Raw genomic sequence first — 19,516 nt, forward strand, 5'->3', positions numbered from 1 at the left:
TCATGCACTCCTGGTAAGGGCTGGCGAGACGGTGAGATCGGTTGGCTTGTCCATCAGCGCCAGCATATCGCGGACCTGCGGACAGCCCGCACTCGGGTCCGGGCCGAACGTCACCTCGGTTTCTTCCCAGACCGCATCGAGCGCGGCCAGGTCGGAGGGATTATCATCGGGTTGCGCAAGCATGCCGGCCACCGCTTCGGGATCGGCTTTTCGGCCGGTAAGCTCCAGAAGAGCGGCAAAGGCGCCGACATATGCGCTTTCTCGCCGCGCAAGCCGCCCGCCTAGCGCCTCAAGTATATGAGCGGCATCTGAAAGCGTATCCTGAAACTCGGCGCGTGACCGGGTAGACAGGAATTCCAGGAGCAAAGGCAAATGATCGGGCAGCTCAGACGTCGCGGGCTCGAAACCACCCTCACGATAGGTCTCGATCAGACTGACCATGGCGCCGCCTCTCTCGCGGCTCTCGCCATGGACATGCTCGAAAAGGTTCAGCGACAGCGTGCGCGAGCGGTCAAACAGCATCACGTAGCTTTCCTGGAGATCGTAGATATCCCCCTCTCCCAGCCGGTGAACAAGGATCGCCAATCCGGCCCTGGTGTCGGCATCAAGACGGTCGTCTTGGGCAAACACCTCGACAATTGCCGGCATGGCAGCCTGTAGTTCTTCTGTCGGATAGCTCAGAATCAGCGACAGTGCCTTCAAGGTCCGGTCCATCATCAGAAGACCTCCCTGTTCAGCGCCAGCGGCTTTTTCTTGCCGCCGAACAAGGTCGTCTTTCCTGTATCGCCGCTGGAGCAGCCGTTGCCGTCGGTAAACCCACAACCACCGCGGATCTCGGCACCGTCTTCATGCTGTTCACGATGCGCCGTGGGTATCGCGAAGCGATCCTCGTAGTCGGCAATGGCCATGATCTTGTACATGTCCTCGATCATGCGTCCTGTCATGCCGACGCGGGCGGCTATGCCCTCGTCGCGCACGCCATCCACGCTCAGCGCACGCATATAGAGGCGCATGGCAGACATCCGCTCCAGCGCATGCACGATCGGCTCTTCGTCGCCAGCCGTCAGCATGTTGGCAAGATACTGGACAGGAATGCGCAAGGAACGCACATCCGGCATCTGATCGCTCATGGCAATCTGACCGGCCTGGGCTGCATTCTGAATAGGCGAAAGCGGCGGAATGTACCAGACCATTGGCAGTGTCCGGTATTCCGGATGCAGCGGGAAGGCGACCTTCCATTCCATCGCCATCTTCCAGATCGGGCTGACCTTTGCCGCCTCAATCCAGTCTTCAGGCACGCCATCACGCCGGGCAGCCGCGATGACCTCCGGGTCGTTCGGATCGAGGAAGACATCGAGTTGCGCACCATAAAGATCGGTCTCGCGCTCGGCACTGGCCGCCGCCTCGATCTTGTCGGCGTCATAAAGGATCACGCCCAGATAGCGAATGCGGCCCACGCAGGTTTCCGAACAGACCGTCGGCTGGCCGGATTCGATGCGCGGATAGCAGAATGTGCACTTTTCAGATTTGCCAGATTCCCAGTTGTAATAGATCTTCTTGTAGGGACAACCGGAGATGCACATGCGCCAGCCGCGGCATTTTTCCTGATCGATGAGGACGATGCCGTCTTCCTCACGCTTGTAGATCGCGCCGGAAGGACAGGAGGCAGAGCATGTCGGGTTGAGGCAATGTTCGCACAGGCGCGGAAGATACATCATGAAGGTATTTTCATACTCTCCATAGATCGCCTTCTGGACATTCTCGAAGTTATAGTCCTGCGAACGCTTGGCAAATTCGCCGCCAAGGATCTCTTCCCAGTTCGGGCCCTTCTCGATCTTTTCCATCCGCTCGCCGGTAATCTTCGAACGCGGCCGGGCGGTCGGAAACGCATTCATGTCCGGGGCAGATTTCAGGTGATCGTAATCGAAATCGAACGGCTCATAGTAGTCGTCGATTTCCGGCATGGACGGGTTGGCAAAGATGTTGGCGAGAATCCGCCACTTGGCACCTTGCTTGGGATGCAGCTTGCCTGATTTGGAACGGGTCCAGCCGCCATTCCAACGCTTCTGGTTTTCCCAGTCGGTCGGATAGCCTGTTCCGGGCTTGGTTTCGACATTGTTGAACCAAGCGTACTCCACGCCTTCCCGTGTGGTCCAGACATTCTTGCAGGTGACGGAGCAGGTGTGGCACCCGATGCATTTATCGAGGTTCAGAACCTTGCCGATTTGCGCGCGAACTTTCATTCTGCGGCCTCCACGTTGACGGTTGCAGGCTGATCCAGCCAATCGATGTTCTTCATTTTGCGCACGACGACGAATTCGTCGCGGTTACTGCCAACGGTGCCGTAGTAGTTGAAGCCGTAGGACAGCTGCGCATAGCCGCCGATCATGTGGGTCGGCTTAAGTGTCGCGCGGGTGACCGAGTTGTGAATGCCGCCGCGATGCCCGGTCTTCTCCGAGCCTGGCGTGTTCACGATCTTTTCCTGAGCATGGTACATGAACAGGGTGCCCTGCTTGATACGCTGGCTAACCACGACACGCGCTGTGAGCGCACCGTTGATGTTGTAGGCTTCGATCCAGTCGTTATCGACGAGCCCGGCCTTCTGCGCATCGACCTCGGACATCCACACGACCGGCCCGCCCCGGTTGAGCGTGAGCATCAAGAGGTTGTCCGTATAGGTCGAGTGGATGCCCCATTTCTGGTGCGGCGTGATAAAATTCAGAACCACATGAGGACTGCCCTCGGCCGCATCGTTGTTGATCGCCTTGGTAACCGTCTTGAGGTCCACCGGCGGGCGGTAACCGACGAAGCCTTCACCAAAGGCCCGCATCCACAGGTGATCCTGGTAGAGCTGCTGGCGACCTGTCAGCGTACGCCAAGGGATAAGTTCGTGAACATTGGTGTAGCCTGCGTTGTAACAGACTTCCTCGCTTTCAATCCCCGACCAGGTGGGCGAGGAGATGATCTTGCGCGGCTGCGCGGCAATGTCACGGAAACGGATCTTGGTATGGTGTGCGCCTTCCGCCAGATGGGCATGATGGCGACCGGTGGGCTTTTCAAGCTCCTCCCATGCCTTGACGGCGACCGCACCATTGGTTTCCGGCGCAAGCATCAGGATCATTTCGGCAGCATCGATGGCAGTTTCGAGCTTTGCGTGCCCCTTGGACACGCCTTCGTCCTGCACGACGCCATTGAGATCCCGCAGATGCCCGACCTCGACCTTGGTGTCCCAGTTTATGCCCTTGCCACCATTGCCAAGCTTTTCAAGCAGCGGCCCGACCGATGTGAACTTCTTGTAGAGGTTCGGATAATCCCGCTCCACCGCAATGTAATTCGGTGCGGTCTTGCCGGGGATCAGATCGCATTCGCCCTTCTTCCAGTCCTTCACATGCGCCTGAGCAAGTTCCCCCGGAGTATCGTGAAGCAGCGGAAGCTGAACAATGTCGGTCTCCACCCCCAGTACTTCAGGCGCAACTTCGGAGAACTTTTTGGCGATCGACTTGAAGATTTCCCAATCGGACTTGCTCTCGTAAGCAGGATCTACGGCCGCCTGGAGCGGATGGATGAAGGGATGCATGTCGGATGTGTTGAGATCATCCTTTTCATACCAGGAAGCAGTGGGCAGCACGATGTCGGAATAGACGCACGTGGTAGACATGCGAAAGTCGATGGCCACCAGAAGGTCGAGTTTCCCCTTTGGCGCTTCGTCGTGCCACACCGCTTCCTTGGGCATTACGCCGCCTTCTTCTCCAAGGTCCTTGCCCATGACGCCGTGATCAGTGCCCAGCAGATGCTTCAGGAAGTATTCGTGGCCCTTGCCAGACGATCCCAGCAGGTTCGAGCGCCAGACAAAGAGGTTACGCGGCCAGTTTTCAGGCGCATCCGGATCCTCACAGGACATCTGCAAGGCCCCGGACTTCAACTGCTCGGCAACGTAATCCTTGATCTCCTTGCCGGCTTTCTTTGCCGCTTTCGAAACCTCCAGCGGATTGGTCTTCAGTTGTGGAGCGGAGGGAAGCCAGCCCATGCGCTCGGCACGGATATTGTAGTCGATCAGGCTGATATCCCAGTCGCCCTTTGGCGCCGTAGGAGAGAGAATCTCCGGCACGAAGCGTCTCGTACCGCCATTGGTCTGTGTGGGCGTACCAACAGGAGGTGGAGTTCATATGACGTGGCGGGCGGTTCCAATCGAGCGCGAACGCCAGCGGTTGCCAGCCGGTTTGGGGACGCAGTTTCTCCTGGCCCACATAATGCGACCAACCACCTCCCTCCTGGCCGATACAGCCGCACATAACCAACATATTGATGATGCCACGGTAGTTCATGTCCATGTGGTACCAGTGGTTCAGACCCGCTCCGAGGATCACCATAGACTTGCCACAGGTCTTTTCCGCGTTCGCGGCAAACTCGCGTGCGACCGCAATGATTTTCTCGCGCTCCACGCCAGTGATCTTTTCTGCCCAGGCAGGCGTGTAAGGCATGTCATCGTTGAAGTTGCGCGAAACCCACCGACCGCCAAGTCCTCGGTCAAGCCCGTAATTCGCACAGAACAAGTCAAAAACGGTAGCGACCAGCACTTTTCGGCCATTTGCAAGCTCGACATATTTTGCCGGTACATTGCGGGTGAGCACTTCCGGATGGTCGCACTTGACGAAGTCACCCGTCGCCACGCCACCAAAATACGGAAAGTCAACGCCGACAACTTCGTCATGCTCGCCGTCCACGATCTGGCTCAATCGCAGTTGTGCGTCAGCACCCTTTGCCCGTTGCTCCAGGTTCCATTTGCCTTCTTCACCCCATCGGAAGCCAATGGAGCCATTTGGCACCACGATCTGACCACTCACTTCGTCATAAGCGACCGTTTTCCAGTCAGGGTTATTGGCTTCTCCGAGATTGCCCTTGAAGTCGTCTGCGCGCAGCATTCGACCAGGAACCAGGTGGCCATCCTTTTCATCGAGTTGCACCAACATTGGCATATCGGTGTATTTGCGGGCGTAATCCTCAAAATACTCAGCCTGACGATCAAGGTGGAACTCGCGTAGGATCACGTGGCCCATGGCCATAGCGAGCGCCGCATCGGTTCCGGCCTGGGGATTCAACCAGATGTCGCCGAACTTGGCGGCTTCCGAATAGTCCGGGCTGACGACTGCCGATTTTGTGCCGCGATAGCGGACCTCGGTATAAAAATGTGCGTCGGGCGTGCGCGTTTGCGGCACGTTGGAGCCCCACAACATCAGGAAGCCGGCATTATACCAGTCAGCGGATTCCGGCACGTCAGTCTGTTCGCCCCAAGTCTGGGGTGAGGCAGGCGGCAGGTCGCAATACCAGTCGTAGAAAGACATGCAGGTGCCGCCCAGCAGGCTCAGATAACGCGAGCCGGCGGCATAGCTTACCATCGACATCGCCGGGATCGGCGAGAAACCGAACACCCGGTCCGGTCCCCAGGTCTTGGCCGTATGAGCGTTGGCCGCCGCAATAATCTCGGTCGCCTCATCCCAGGTGGCGCGCACGAAGCCACCCTTGCCGCGCGTTTTTGTGTAGCTGGCACGCAGGACGGCATCGTTCTGGATCGCCGCCCAGGCCGCCACCGGCGTCAATGTCTGGCGCATCTTGCGCCAGGCACGCATCAGGCTGCCGCGGATGAGCGGGTTCTTCACCCGGTTTGCCGAATAGAGATACCAGCTGTAGGAAGCACCTCGCGCACAGCCGCGCGGCTCATGGTTGGGCAGTCCTGCGCGTGTACGCGGATAGTCAGTCTGCTGCGTCTCCCAGGTGACAATGCCGGATTTGACATAGATCTTCCAGGAGCATGAGCCGGTACAGTTCACCCCATGGGTCGAACGCACGATCTTGTCGTGGCGCCAGCGGTTTCTGTAGGTGTCCTCCCAGTCACGGTTTTCCTTGGTTGTCTGGCCCCAACCATCCGAGAATGTTTCCAGTGTCGTACTCTGGAGGAAGTTCAGTCTGTCGAGCAGATGGCTCATCGAGCTTTCCTTTCATAGGTCTGATTTTGGCCGAGGCCTTGGCATTTCGAGTATCGGGATGGCTTATTGGGCAGGCTGGCTTGCGGCATTGGAAAGGCCGCCTTTGTGTTCGATGTCGTGCAGCAGGCCACCGGGTCGCGTGTAGACCGCCCATGTGATGGCAAGGCAGAGCACGTAGAAGCCGAGGAAAAGCCAGAGCGCACCAATCGGGCTACCGGTCATGGCAAGTGACGAGCCGTAGGCCTTGGGGATGAAGAAGCCGCCATAAGCCCCGATTGCGCTAGTGAAGGCGACGATCCCACCCGATTCCATGGCAATCTGCCGTGCCCGGTCCGCACTGGTCAGCTGGGGCATCAGGCGCGGTACTTCTTTCGCCATAATCACCGGGATCATCTGGAACGTCGAGGCATTGCCGACGCCGGTAAAGAAGAACAGCGCCATGAAGCCTGCAAAGAAGCCTGCAAAGCTGCCCGCCTGGAGCGACAGGATCACGGCAAGCACGCTGGCGATCATGCCGACGAAGACCCAGAAGGTGACACGCCCGCCACCGAACTTGTCGGCGACCCAGCCTGTACCGGCGCGGCTGAGCGCCCCAACCAACGGACCAAGGAAGACATATTGCAGTGCATTCACCTCGGGGAAGGCGATCCGGCTGAGCAGCGGGAAGCCGGCCGAGTAGCCGATGAAGCTGCCGAAAGTGCCAATGTAGAGAATGCACATCAGCCAGTTATGGGTACGTCCGAAGATGACCGATTGCTGGGCAAAGCTGGCCTTGGCATCAGCAATGTCGTTCATGCCGAACCAGGCAGCAATGGTAGCCATCAGGATGAAGGGCACCCAGATGAAGCCGGCATTTTGCATCCAAAGTTGGTTGCCATCGCCCAGCTGCTGTGGGGAGCCTCCCATGGCACCGAACACGCCAACGGTGATGACCAGCGGCACAAGGAACTGCATGACGCTGACACCGAGATTGCCAAGACCCGCATTCAGCGCAAGCGCATTGCCTTTTTCGGCCTTCGGGAAGAAGTAGCCGATATTGGCCATGGAGGAGGCGAAGTTTGCACCGCCGAGGCCACAGAGCAGCGCCAGGACCAGGAAGATGAAATAGGGCGTTTCAGGGTTCTGCACCGCATAGCCGATCCCGATGGCCGGGATCATCAAGGACGCCGTCGATACGGTCGTCCAGAGGCGTCCACCGAAGATGGGCACCATGAAGCCATAGAAGATACGCAGTGTGGCGCCAGACAGTGCCGGCAACGCCGCAAGCCAGAACAGCTGTTCGGGCGCAAAGGCAAAGCCGATAGCGGGCAAGCGTGCGACAACGATGGACCACACCATCCAGACCGAGAAGGCCAGCAGCAGCGCCGGGATCGAGATCCAGAGATTGCGACGCGCGACAGCACGTCCCTTCTGCGCCCAGAATTGCGCATCCTCCGGGCGCCAGTCTTCCAGCACACGCGGCATGGCCGTGCGTTCTGGATGATGGATGCCCTGCATCTCCGGCAATTGCGGCAGACTGTCGAGCACCTCGCCGTGCGCGGCCCGTTCCATGGCGCGGATCGACAGGTGCATCCAGGCCAGCGCAATAGCAACCAGCACAAACAGAAGGGCAAAGCAGGAGGTGTAGATGCCGGTAAGATCCAGCAAGGCGCCAAAGGCGATGGGCAGGGCAAAACCACCCAATCCGCCGATCATGCCCACCAGCCCACCGACTGCGCCGACGTGATTGGGGTAATAGACCGGGATATGCTTGAAGACCGCCGCTTTTCCAAGGCTCATGAAGAAGCCGAGAGCAAAGAGCGTACCGATGAAGGGCCACAGTCCCATGCTGGTCGAAAAGGCGATAGAGCCGTCCTTGCCTTGGATCACATAGGATGTGGGGGGATAGGACAACATGAACAGGAACAGCAGCGAGAAGCCGAAGGTCCAGTACATGACCGAACGTGCGCCGAACTTGTCGGAGAGCATGCCGCCATAGGCTCTGAACAGCGAAGCCGACAGGCTGAAAGAAGCCGCTGCCATGCCCGCAAAGCGCACGTCGATGCCATAGACATCAATCAGGTAGTGCGGCAGCCAGAGCGCCAGTGCAACGAAAGCACCGAAGACAAAGAAGTAATAGAGCGAGAAGCGCCAGACCTGCAGGTTCTTCAGCGGTGCAAACTGCTGCGCCATGGAGGGCGGCTTGGTACCGGTCCTGCGCCTCTCAACCAGCGCCGGATCATCCTTGGCCAGCACGAAGAATAGGACACCCATGATAGCCAATCCGGCTGCCCAAACATAGGCCACGCCATGCCAGCCATAGGCGACCATGACGAAGGGGGCGACGAATTTCGTCACCGCCGCGCCCACATTGCCAGCTCCAAAGATACCTAGCGCCGTTCCCTGGTGACCAGCGTCATACCAACGGCTGACATAGGCAACGCCTATGATGAACGAGCCGCCGGCAAGTCCGATGCCAAGCGCCGCGATAAGATACATGATGTAGCTGTCGGCCAGCGTCAACGCCCCGGTTGCAGCGGCCGTGAGAAGCATCTGCGCGGAAAAAACCAGCCTTCCCCCGTATTTCTCGGTCCATACACCAAGGAACAAACGACTGATGGACCCGGTCAAGATCGGCGTGGCGACCAGTAGGCCGAACTGCGTGTCGGTGAGACCAAGCTCTGCCTTGATGGCGACACCGATAATGGAAAAGATCGTCCAGACCGCAAAACAGGCGGTAAAAGCGATCGTACTCAGGCTTAGCGCGCGTGTTTGATCGACAGGCGAAGCTGCAACGACGGTCTGCATAGCAGGTCTCCAGCATAGTTGACGCAAGCGCCCCTCACGGGGCTTGCCCAATATCTGCTGGAAGACCCTGCTGTTGGAGTTGATCTAAATCATAAACAGAGAAAAATGCCGAAAAAATAGTGATTTACAGAATTATGTTATGCCATTACCTTAAAAATATCAAGCCTTCAATAAGGCAAGATCACCGCATACGCTTGACGCTTGTTAAGGGGCGTGTTGATATATATCAATTGACTTAGTGGAGCGGTATGCGTGCCCATCTTCGAATACGATGATATACGTCAACTCACCCTGTTCTCTGCGATGGCAGAGGAACATTTCGCCTCATTAATGCGTGCGGCCTATGTTCAAAATTTCCCGCCACACATGGAACTCATCACTGAAGGCGAGCCGAGCAACTTCTTGCACATTGTACTGTCTGGTTCCGTCGATCTCTTCTCTGAGTGGAATGGCAGGGATGCAAGCATGGCAACCGTCGGCCCAGTTTCGACCTTTATCCTTGCCGCAACAATCAGGGACGCACCCTACCTGATGTCTGCACGGACGCTGGAAAAATGTCGTATCGTGATGGTTCCAAGTCAGGATGTACGGGCCGTTTTCGAACTCGACGTTCAGTTTGCGCGTGCCATCGTAACAGAGCTTGCGCAGTGTTATCGGTCGGTGATCAAGGCACAGAAAGATCTCAAGCTCAGGACCTCACTGGAACGGCTGGCAAACTATTTGTTGCGACAACAACGATATGCTGGTGGCAACGATCGTTTCCGTCTCGTTTCCGAGAAACGTCGTCTTGCTTCAGTACTAGGCATGACGCCGGAAAACCTGAGCCGTGCCTTCAAGGGACTGAAGCCGTATGGTGTCTCGGTAGACGGCTCGCAGATTCATATTCACAACAAGGCGGTTCTTGAGAGCTTTGCAAAACCGAACCCCTTGATCGACAGTGATGGAACATAAAGGATGGATATATGACGAAAACTCTACCCGGTGCAGCCGGAGATCTTGCGGAGGAACACCCAGATGTCTGGAAGGCTTATGCTGCTTTGGGCAAGGCGACCGCCGAGTGTGGGCCTCTGACGCCGCGAGAAAGACGACTCGTTAAGCTGGCACTGGCGATCGGTGCTGGTTCCGAGGGTGCAGTGCATTCTCACGCCCGACGCGCACGATCAGAGGGGATAGAGCACGCGGCGGCGATTCAGGTCGCGATGTTGGCTATCGGACCACTGGGCCTGCCACGCGCTGTGGCCGCAAAAACCTGGATTGAAGATATCACCGCACCTGACAATGAAGGTTGCGAGGGGAGCGGGGCCTAACACAGCCCCCGGCTTCGGGCGGAAACTGAGCAGGCAGATAATCGACTACCGCCTGCACAAATCAATCGATGCCGCCTGGGGCAGTAACCCAGGCGACATCGAGCATAACAGAGCCCAGTCGAAGTCCCACAGCTCTACTGGGCCGCAGCGACGGCTGCATCAATCCGCTCACGGGCCTTTTTCGGTAGCTTGGCAGCATTGAAGGCGTCGAGGTTGGTGGCTGGAGCATCACCAACAAGGATCGCGGCGACCATACCCATGCCGACATGTGGTGCGCATTTTACGCCGTAGAGCCCCGGCACGTCGAACGTCACCTTGATTTCTTCGTTCATTTTGCCTTTGAACTCTGCGGCACCGTCCGGGATCATGCCCTTGATGATTTCGGCATTGTGGCCCTTGTCGGTCGGGATGAAGGTAACGGTGTCACCGGGGGCAATCTTCAAGCCGGCAGGCTCGAACACCATGGCACCCTCTGCACCTTTGTTCAGCATCTTGACTTCGAAATCGGCAGCGATTGAGAGCGCCGGGGCCGAAAGCAAGAGAACGGCTGCCATGGTTACACTACGCAGTTTCATTTTCATCTCCTTGGACAGGAACACCTCGTTCCGTTGGAGAAGTGATAGGCCAGGATGAACAGCCCTTCTTTGCGCAATATCAAGTACGGGAACGCTTCACCTGATTATCGACGCTCCGGAAGAGAATCCGCCAGCGACGCAAGTTCAACCATATCGCGCACCAGGAGTTTTTGCCGACCACCTTCGATCAGCCCCCTGCTCTCCCATGCACTAAAAATGCGCGAGACCGTATGAATTGTCGTGCCGGTCATCTCGGCAATGTCCTGCCTTGAGATCGGGAAATCGATCCGTATTCCCGCCGCCTCCGAACGACCAGCCTTTTGCGCCAACCTCAAGACGGTATGCGCAACTCTCTTCTCCACTTCTTGCGTGGACATTTCGCGAATGCGAACATGGGCTTCTTCAAGCCTTTGACCGATCGTCTCCATCGCGCTGACGGCGAGTCTTGGATTTCTTTCCACGAATTTCGGCCATAACTCTGTTGGCCACGACAGAACTAAGCTTTCGGCAGCGGCAAGCGCAGTGCCTGGATAGTCTTGTCGTTGAAGCGCCTTGGCGAACCCGAACAGGTCACCAGGATGCACGACACGCACGATAATCTGTTGACCGGAACTCGTCACCTGGGTGACCTTGAGTCGACCATGCAAAAGTAGAAAGAAGTATGAGGCGGGCTGACCTTGTTCAAACACGGACTCGCCGATGGGCAGTCGCCTTGTCTGCGCAGGAACGAGCAGTGCGTCCAATTCGTCATCGGTCATTTTGTCGAATAATGACAATGACTTGATGATCGTCCGATCAAGCTTCAAAATATATCCCTCTCCCGCCAACAACGCGCACGCTTAAGGGCTCAGAAAGCCCATAGTGGGTGTCATGGCGAGTGTCCAAATCGAGGGATAACCTACCTCACAAGGCACCGATCGAAAAGAGCAAAGGCGCGTACCAGCGACGATCTTCGACCAGCCGGAAGCCGACATGATCAGGGGGAACTCCGACAGAGCAGCCTCCGCTTTTCGGGTCGCGTATAAACGAGCTTAACGGCGATCTGTGTTTTCCGGCGGCGATGTAGACACCGCAGGCTTCGGTTGTGACTTGCTGTCCTTGCTTGACGAGGTCTACACGTCGATTGCAGGTCGTGGTCCACTCCCAGACACTGCCGCCAAAGTCGGCAAGGCCATGCTCACTTTCTCCGAAGCTGCCATACGGAAGTGGTTCCGGTTGCCTCGATCTCTTGCGGGCGGCTTCACGCTCATAGTCGGCTAGCCAACGCAAGGCTGGATTCGGATTGTCCGGATCTATGCCGAGAGCGTCGTCAGGAAACTTTGTGCCAGCGGTAAAGGCCAATTCTGCATCACTTGGTAGGCGCCAGACTCCACCGCTCTTTTCCGAGAACCACCGGGCATAGACTGTTGCGTCATCGTGACTGACACCAGTGGCGGGCATGTCAGACCGAGATGGGGTTACCGATTCCCGGGCCGGGCAAGCTCCGTCAGCCACGCAGGCATCGTAGTCCTGAGTGCTGACCTGATACTTCATGATCGTGACAGGAGCCGTCATCACGTATTCGGCCTTCGGCCCATCGACGGCATATCCAGCGCGGTAAAATTCGCCGGGCTGACGATAGACGAAACTGCCCGGCGCCACCGAGATGGTTTGAGGCGGCGGCAGATCGGCGCCACCATTCAGCCGGACGATGCCGGATTGAAATACGACAGCAGTGGACAAAGCACTGATGAGCAAAAGTGGCAGCAGCACCGAGCCGATAGAGTTGGGCTGCCTGGGAGTGAGAACGACGCCGGACATGGCGATTACCAACGAGTTAGAGAGGAAGTCCACGGGGTGCTCATCAAGCACCCCGTGCATTCACAAGGGTCAGCTTTCCGGCTTGACAACGGCGGTCATCAGATCGTCATTCCAGTCGCCGGTGACCTTGAAGTGGGCGGCCGCCCCCTTCTCGAAGGCTTCGATCAGGTTGTGGTTGACATAGGCGTAGATGCCCGGCTGCTGGAAGGTGTAGTAGGCAGCGCCCGCAGCGCCTCCAGGGATGAACCAGGTTTCCTGGTCGAGCTCCGGCGGGTTGGCAAACTTGCCCGTCGCCCAGACATAATCACCATGGCCACCGATCAGGTGAGGACGGGTGTCACGATTGGCCTGCGAATGCAGGATCAAGACCCGGTCGCCGACTTCTGCCGTCATAGCATTGTCGCCTGTCAGAGCTTCCGACAGCACCATTGAAGACGATGTGGCTCGGGGTCAGCGTGTTCATCACTTCGAGCACGTCCGAATAGGCATCGCCGGCACTCTCATACTTCTTGTAGTTGCCGTCAGCATCCTTGGGGACATAAAAGTCCTGCTCGCCGACATAGTATACCTTGTCATAAGGCAGTTCATTGCCCTTGTGGTCTTTCAGGCCTTCACGCGGCAGGACCATGATCGCGCCGTTCATGCCCGAGGTGACGTGCCACGGCACCATGCCGGGAGGTGCACAATGGTAGACGAAGACGCCGGCCTTTGTGGCCTTGAAGCGCAGTACCGCCGTTTCGCCCGGATTGACCAGTGTCAGCGCGCCGCCGCCAAGCGCACCGGTTGCCGAATGGAAATCGATGTTGTGCTGCAGGCTGTTGGTGTCGGGGTTGATCAGCGTAAGCTCAACATAGTCGCCTTCATGAACGACCATCATCGGGCCGGGGACCGAGCCATTGAAAGTCATGGCATGGACTTCGGTGCCAGCGTCATCGATGACGATCTTCTTTTCCTCGATGGTGAGCGTGAACTCGACGACCTTGGGCCCGCCTTCGGCCTTCTGAGCATGCGCATGGACGAAAGGAGGCGCGATAAGATCGACCTTCACCCGCTCCAGCTTAGCGATGTCAGCCGCCACGGCTGCGGCATTGGTCTTGATGTCGCCGCCTTCGGCGCGTGCCACTGTTCCTGTCAAAACGGGCACAAGCGCGCTTGCAAACACTGCTCCCGCTAGCATTGTTCTTCTGGTCAGATTGAGGCACTGTGTCATGATCTTCTCTCCTTGTCGTGCAGTAAGCGTTTCGCTCGAACTGTTGACATTGTTTTACTTCATCACGTGCCGTTCTATTTGACTTGGAACAATGAGCTGCGGAATAAGAAGTGCGTCATTCAGCCGCCGACCAAACAATATTTTAGCCGAGGCTCTTTGATCGAGATCAATTACTTTGCCTGGAAATCTCTGAGTCAGCGTCGAACGAGTATTTTTGAAAGCGATTTCCATGAAGGAAAAGGAACGAATAACCAGTGGCAGGATCCCGCGGGGCCTGGGACGCGACGGCCTCGTCCTGCTGTCTTATGGGTTCCGGCCATTTTATCTCGGTGCGCCTTTGTGGGCCATCACGACGATCGCAATCTGGATTTGCGCGGTGAACGGCTCGCTTGAGGTGGCGAAAGTCTACGGCCCATCCGCCTGGCACGCGCATGAACTGCTGTTCGGCTTCATGCCGGCCGTTCTGGTCGGATACTTAATGACAACAGTTCCAAACTGGACCGGTCGCTTTCCGCTTTCAGGCAAACCGCTTGGCATTTTCGTGCTCATCTGGATTGCCGGCCGCATCTCCATGCTGATGGTCGGAGAAACAACGGCCCTCACCACCCTCCTGATCGACTGGATCTTCCTCCCGCTCTTCGCCTACTTCTGCGTGAGGGAGGTTTTGGTTGCGCGAAGGATCGCAGATGCGAAGCCGATCCTTTCTGTTGTGTCGCTTGCCTTGATCAATGGCGGGTTTCACATGGCGGCGATGAACGGAGGAGACGTGGATGCTTGGGCACGGGCAGGTCTTTCTGTCTATATCCTGCTGATCACTGCGACCGCGAGCAAGCTCATCCCTAGCTTCACCAACAACTGGCTTGCCCAGGCGGGCAGATCACGCCTCGCCCCCGCAAATCACTTCATCGATCGTTTCGTGCTTGTTGCCACTCTCCTTGCCGCAACGGCTTGGACCTTTGAACCGTCCGGCCCACTCGCGGCAATCGTGGCACTAGTGGCAGCCGGTTCGCATTTTGCCCGCGCAATAAGATGGTTCAGGCCAATCATCCTGAAATCGTCCATGATCGCAGCGATGCAGGTTTCGTACGCCTTCATCCCCCTGGGCCTGTTGGGAATTACAGCAACCGCGCTCGATACACTCGGCCTGCTCACTGCAATGCATCTTCTTGCTATTGGAGCCGTCACAGGAATGATGATTGCGATCATGAATCGTTCGATCCGCCTTCACACCGGTCGGAACGAGCAGTTTTCCTTGCGCCAGCGGCTGTCCGTCCCGTGCGTACTGCTCGCAGCAAGCGGCCGCATCGCAGCCGACATCGTTCCGGGATACTATGGGGCGCTTGTCGCAACCTCTGGCTTTTTCTGGATTGCCGCCTTTGTCTTCTTTCTAAGCGACAATGCGGGTCTCCTATGTCACGTTCAGCGGCAACCCGGTCGTCAACCTTCACCGCCCACTCGGATCAACATGCGATAGGCACGCTTTGAAGCATCGAGATTGCCGACCCATTGGTGACCGCGCTTTTCCAGCTCCGCACCGAGAAAGCGCGATTCTTCTGAAAACACCGCGAAAAGTACTTCGCCTGGCTCCATGAGCTCAATCAGCGAGAGAACTTTCTCCATGGGCGCCGGTGGCTGCTGCTCGGTGAGGTCGACCCTCCACAACGGGTCCGGCCAAGCCGCCGCTTCCTCTGCACCGATTGAGTGGAGAACTTCTGCAGAAGTGTCTGGGGTTGGGATAAACAGAACCTCCCACTCGCCGCCATCCAACTCCTTGAGCTCGGCCGAATAACCACGGCGCGCCATGACGCTTAACAGCGGCACAGGGCGAAAGGTCGCAAGCAGACGCAAGCCTTCCCCTGGCTTTAACGACTGAACTGCATCCATGATTGCGGGAAATGGCTCACCTCCGTCACGAAGGATGGGCCGGACGTCGAGTTCTTTGAAACTGGCTGTTGTCGACACTTGACCTCCCAATTTTCAACTTCACCTGTCTGATCACGATGAACCGGCATGGGAGCGACCGCTATCGCCCGATCGCTCCCATGCAGTTCAATGACCACCACCGCAGTTGCAGTTGCAGCCTTCGTGCTTCTTCCGGCGAATGCGGACTTCCCATATCTCCGGACCACGGGAAAGGTATTCCCACCCGAACATCCCATCATAATGCATCTCGAGATGGTAGTAGAGCGGAACCGGATCATGATCGACGGTCAGGATCAACTGGTAATCCGGAAGCAGTGAATTCAACATTCCGAATATACGGGGATGCCTTTCCACGCGCGGAATCTCGCGCACGTCGAGCTTGAGAATATGATCTTCAACAACAGTCATTCGCTGGCTTTCTTCAATGCAAGTTGCGGGAGTCGCATGCAGCGTAAGCTGCACCGCAGGATACTGAAGCACCGGCGCCTAGGCTTCGTTGTGCTGTAACAAGCAAAACCAGGAAAGCAGTGTTCCTGTTTGCCTTTCGACAACGAAGCGATGGCACCTGGCACTATCGTTAGGGCACCGAACCGGAGCGATACAATGAACACAGAGATTATCCGCCGTTATGGCGAAAGCCGCCTGCCCCGTTACACAAGTTATCCGACGGCGCCCCGCTTCTCGCCCAGTATTGGAGCAGGCACCTATCGTGATTGGCTGGCGAACATCCCCAAAAGCGAACCGGTGTCGCTTTACCTTCACGTGCCCTTCTGTCGATCCATGTGCTGGTATTGCGGCTGCCACACCACGATCACCCAGAAGGACGCACCGATCCTCGACTATCTGACCGTGCTGAAACAGGAAATCAGGCTGGTAGCAAAAGCCATCGGGCGGCGACAGGATGTCAGCGACATTCACTTCGGCGGCGGCACACCCACGATCATGACGCCGGAGGAGTTCCTCGATCTGACTACCACGCTCACAGCGGCCTTTGGTATTGGCGGCGCGACCGAACTGGCGGTGGAAATCGATCCGAGAACGCTTAGCCCCGAAATGTCAGAAGCACTCGGAGAAGCGGGAATGACCCGTGCGAGCCTTGGCGTGCAGAGTTTCGACCCCAAGGTGCAGAAAGCGATCAATCGCATACAGTCGGCAGAGCAGACGGCAACGGCCCTGTCGAACCTGCGCAGGGCTGGAGCCAGAAGCGTCAACTTCGACCTGATCTATGGCTTGCCCCATCAAACCGTAGACTCTGCAATTGAAACTGCGCGCATGGCTGCTGCCATGCGCCCTGAACGCTTCGCCGTCTTCGGTTACGCCCATGTCCCGGCCTTCAAGAAGCACCAGCGCCTGATCGACACGGCAGCGCTCGGCGACGCACATGATCGACACGCCCAGGCGGAAGCCATCGCGGCGACGCTGTGCGAAGCCGGGTACCGACGGATCGGTCTCGACCATTTTGCGCTTCCTGGGGATCAGCTTTCGATCGCCGCCAATCGTAAGGCGCTGCACCGCAACTTCCAGGGTTATACGACCGACACTGCCTCAACACTGATCGGGTTCGGCTCGTCGGCGATCGGACGTCTTGCCGAAGGCTATGCGCAGAACGATGTCGCCATCGGCCGATATGCCAGCCTCATTTCTTCCGGGAACTTTGCCACATCGAAAGGCTACCGCCTCACACAGGAGGACCGCGTCCGCGCCTGGATCATCGAGCGGTTGATGTGTGACTTCCAAGTGGATTTCACAGCCAAGCCGGATGGCTTTGAACTTCCGGAGGAGAGCTTTGGAAAAGCCAATCTGCTGCTCAAGACCTTGTTGGACGAAGGGATTGTGACCTTGCGTGGCGATGTGCTGAGCGTGGACACGGAACACAGATTCCTCGTTCGAACGGTGGCGTCGTGCTTTGATGCCTATCTCGGCGAAACGGGCAGAACACACGCCACCGCGGCCTGAGACAAAACGGCGAAAAACGAGAAAGCCCGGTCCGATCTCTCGGTCCGGGCTTTCCCCTTTGCGCGTTCGCGGATCAGCGGACGAGCGCGCGGTAGATCTGTGGCAAGGTCGCCGGAAGGCGGCGAATGTCGGGAACGACGGCATAGCCATGGTGGCCAAAGACAGCCGGTACATAGGTTTTGGCATCCTGATCGACCGTGACGCCGAAGACATGGATGCCACGCCGCCTTGCTTCGCTCACGGCCCGACGTGTGTCTTCAAGCGCAAAACGTCCCTCATAGTGATCGACATCATTCGGTTTTCCATCGGTCAGGACAAGAAGCAAGTGCTTGCGATTGGGACGCTCGGCAAGTTTGGCCGTCGCGTGGCGTAGGGCTGCTCCCATGCGGGTATAGTAACCGGGCTTCAGCGCGGCGATGCGATGGCGCACCAAGGCACCCATCGGCTCGTCAAAGTCCTTGATCGTCTCGACGCGCACCCAGTCCCGCCGTCTCGACGTGAAGCTCAAGATAGAATGCATGTCGCCGCAGGCTGCCAGCCCTTCGGCCAGAACCAGAAGCGCCTCCTTCTCGACATCGAGTACCCGGCGGTCGTTGAACCAGGCGTCGGTCGACAGCGAGACGTCGACCAGCAGGGTCACCGCAAGATCATGGGCCTGCGGCCGGCTTGCCAGGTGGATGCGGTCGGAGCATTCACCGCTCGCAGCAAGCTCGGTGCGGCTACGCACGACCGCATCGAGATCGAGATCGGCACCGTCGACCTGTGCACGCAGCAGCTCATGGCGCGGACGCATCGCTTCGAACTGCCGCCGCACCCGGCGAATCATCGCTTTCATCTCGGATGACTGGACCGGCGCCTTGTCCTGTTCGCAGGCCGGACCGGCAAAGACCCGGCAGTGGTCCTTCAGATAGACCCCGTGTCTGTAGTCCCATTCCGGATAGGTCAGTTCCGCTTCGATCGCGGAATGGATGAGCGCCTCGGGCGGCAGATCCAGGTCGAACCGAAATTTCGCGGCTGGCCGGCCCTTGCGTTCTCCAAGCACCATCTCATCGAGTTCGTCAGCGGCCGACGCATCGTGATCGTCACTGTCGTCGGCGGGACGGTCGACATTGACCATCTCGGCCATGGCGAGGATCTTCTCGAAGCGATTCAGGATGAAGGGGCTGCGCTCGCCCTTGGCGGCGGAATCCTTCTCGCGAATTGCCACATGGCGTCCGGCCGCCTGCGCATCCGCCTCGCTGGAGCCAACTGGCTGATCGATTTCCTGGCGGCCGACCCATTCTTCTCTAACGACCGCCTGCGGCCACAGTGGCACGGGCAACATCGGCAGATAGCCCGCAGGTGCCTGCGTCGGCATATCATTACCTGCAGAGAGCGGGGCAAGCCCCGCGCCACGGCGCAGGAGATCAATGATGCAGTCCTCCAGCAGCCCCTCAACCCGAGGCAGCGAGCCGCGGCGGCGCTCCGACAGAAGGGCGCGGCAAAGCCGACTATAACGATCGACCAGACCGGGGAAGGTCTCCAGGACCTGCGCTTCAAGTGCCGACGCCGCGTCCAAAAGTGCAAGATCTGCCTTGAGGGGATCAGTCTCGGTCATCGGTTGAAGCGGCATCACGGCCATGGCGGCGGCCAGCCAGACATAAAGGTCAAGATTGAGTGACTGCTCCGGCATGAGATCCAAGACTGGGGGCAACATCACGCTAGCTTCGTCCCGCGCCGGATGAATGAGCTTTTCTTCGCCCAGCCCCATGCGTTGCCGGAACTTCAGCCGGTGTTGCGAGGTCCTGCCCCGCGCCGGCACCAGTTGAACCGTCCGTTCACCGCCGAAGCCACGAAAGCAGACAGAGAGTACTGGAAGCACGTCCTCCAGCAGGACAGCCGCTTCGGGGTAACGCGGCCAGGTGCGGGTATCCCCTGCCAGCCTGTGCCAGGCGCGCCCGACCGTCTCCTCAAGCTCCAGAAAGTCCAGCATGA

At 58.0% G+C, this 19,516-nt stretch carries 13 protein-coding genes and 2 pseudogenes; 4 read left to right on the plus strand and 11 right to left on the minus strand.

Annotated elements, in window-relative coordinates:
- From narJ to AC1PUL_RS18205, 4 genes and pseudogenes are all read right to left on the minus strand, one after another.
- Complete coding sequence (narJ, locus tag AC1PUL_RS18190; protein WP_480465481.1) at positions 1-717, minus strand: nitrate reductase molybdenum cofactor assembly chaperone; 717 nt, start codon at positions 715-717, stop codon at positions 1-3.
- Positions 717-2,243 (minus strand): nitrate reductase subunit beta, encoded by a 1,527-nt coding sequence (gene narH, locus AC1PUL_RS18195; protein WP_480465482.1) that lies wholly within the window; start codon positions 2,241-2,243, stop codon positions 717-719. The genes narJ and narH overlap by 1 nt, the downstream gene beginning before the upstream one ends.
- Positions 2,240-5,984: pseudogene (locus AC1PUL_RS18200) on the minus strand (nitrate reductase subunit alpha). The gene narH and the pseudogene AC1PUL_RS18200 overlap by 4 nt, the downstream one beginning before the upstream one ends.
- A gap of 63 nt (positions 5,985-6,047) precedes the next feature.
- Entirely contained in the window at positions 6,048-8,771 is a 2,724-nt protein-coding gene (locus AC1PUL_RS18205) for a nitrate/nitrite transporter (protein WP_480465483.1), read from the minus strand.
- Between the two features lie 252 nt (positions 8,772-9,023).
- Between AC1PUL_RS18205 and AC1PUL_RS18210 the strand changes: the two genes are divergently transcribed.
- Together AC1PUL_RS18210 and AC1PUL_RS18215 are read left to right on the plus strand one after the other, a co-directional pair.
- Positions 9,024-9,722 carry a cyclic nucleotide-binding domain-containing protein gene (locus AC1PUL_RS18210; protein ID WP_480465484.1) on the plus strand — a complete coding sequence of 233 codons (699 nt, stop codon included), beginning with the start codon at positions 9,024-9,026 and terminating at the stop codon, positions 9,720-9,722.
- An 11-nt stretch (positions 9,723-9,733) separates the two neighbouring features.
- A complete protein-coding gene (locus tag AC1PUL_RS18215; RefSeq protein WP_480465485.1) occupies positions 9,734-10,078 on the plus strand; it encodes a carboxymuconolactone decarboxylase family protein in 345 nt (114 codons plus the stop codon).
- Positions 10,079-10,212: 134 nt separating this feature from the next.
- Here AC1PUL_RS18215 and AC1PUL_RS18220 read toward each other — a convergent pair whose 3' ends face one another.
- From AC1PUL_RS18220 to nirK, 4 genes and pseudogenes are all read right to left on the minus strand, one after another.
- Complete coding sequence (locus AC1PUL_RS18220; RefSeq protein ID WP_370691535.1) at positions 10,213-10,653, minus strand: pseudoazurin; 441 nt, start codon at positions 10,651-10,653, stop codon at positions 10,213-10,215.
- A gap of 104 nt (positions 10,654-10,757) precedes the next feature.
- On the minus strand, positions 10,758-11,459 hold the full coding sequence (locus tag AC1PUL_RS18225) for a Crp/Fnr family transcriptional regulator (protein WP_054149264.1): 702 nt from the start codon (positions 11,457-11,459) through the stop codon (positions 10,758-10,760).
- 97 nt (positions 11,460-11,556) lie between these two features.
- Positions 11,557-12,453, minus strand: coding sequence for an SUMF1/EgtB/PvdO family nonheme iron enzyme (locus AC1PUL_RS18230; protein ID WP_480468625.1), 897 nt, complete (start codon positions 12,451-12,453; stop codon positions 11,557-11,559).
- A gap of 69 nt (positions 12,454-12,522) precedes the next feature.
- Positions 12,523-13,663: pseudogene (gene nirK / locus AC1PUL_RS18235) on the minus strand (copper-containing nitrite reductase).
- Positions 13,664-13,892: 229 nt separating this feature from the next.
- Between nirK and AC1PUL_RS18240 the strand changes: the two are divergent.
- A complete protein-coding gene (locus tag AC1PUL_RS18240) occupies positions 13,893-15,137 on the plus strand; it encodes an NnrS family protein (RefSeq protein ID WP_480465486.1) in 1,245 nt (414 codons plus the stop codon).
- Here the strand turns inward: AC1PUL_RS18240 and AC1PUL_RS18245 are convergent.
- Both AC1PUL_RS18245 and AC1PUL_RS18250 read right to left on the minus strand, forming a co-directional pair.
- Entirely contained in the window at positions 15,101-15,625 is a 525-nt protein-coding gene (locus tag AC1PUL_RS18245) for a DUF2249 domain-containing protein (protein WP_054149261.1), read from the minus strand. The genes AC1PUL_RS18240 and AC1PUL_RS18245 overlap by 37 nt on opposite strands.
- Before the next feature lie 87 nt (positions 15,626-15,712).
- Entirely contained in the window at positions 15,713-15,994 is a 282-nt protein-coding gene (locus tag AC1PUL_RS18250) for a DUF2249 domain-containing protein (protein WP_054149260.1), read from the minus strand.
- Between the two features lie 195 nt (positions 15,995-16,189).
- Here AC1PUL_RS18250 and hemN point away from each other — a divergent pair, with 195 nt between their 5' ends.
- Positions 16,190-17,542: an oxygen-independent coproporphyrinogen III oxidase gene (hemN, locus tag AC1PUL_RS18255; RefSeq protein WP_480468626.1), complete on the plus strand. Its 1,353-nt coding sequence runs from the start codon at positions 16,190-16,192 to the stop codon at positions 17,540-17,542.
- A gap of 73 nt (positions 17,543-17,615) precedes the next feature.
- Here the strand turns inward: hemN and AC1PUL_RS18260 are convergent, their stop codons facing one another.
- Positions 17,616-19,514, minus strand: coding sequence for a nitric oxide reductase activation protein NorD (locus AC1PUL_RS18260; protein ID WP_480465487.1), 1,899 nt, complete (start codon positions 19,512-19,514; stop codon positions 17,616-17,618).
- Positions 19,515-19,516: the final 2 nt, after the last annotated feature.

The organism is Rhizobium sp. P43, assembly GCF_056730705.1.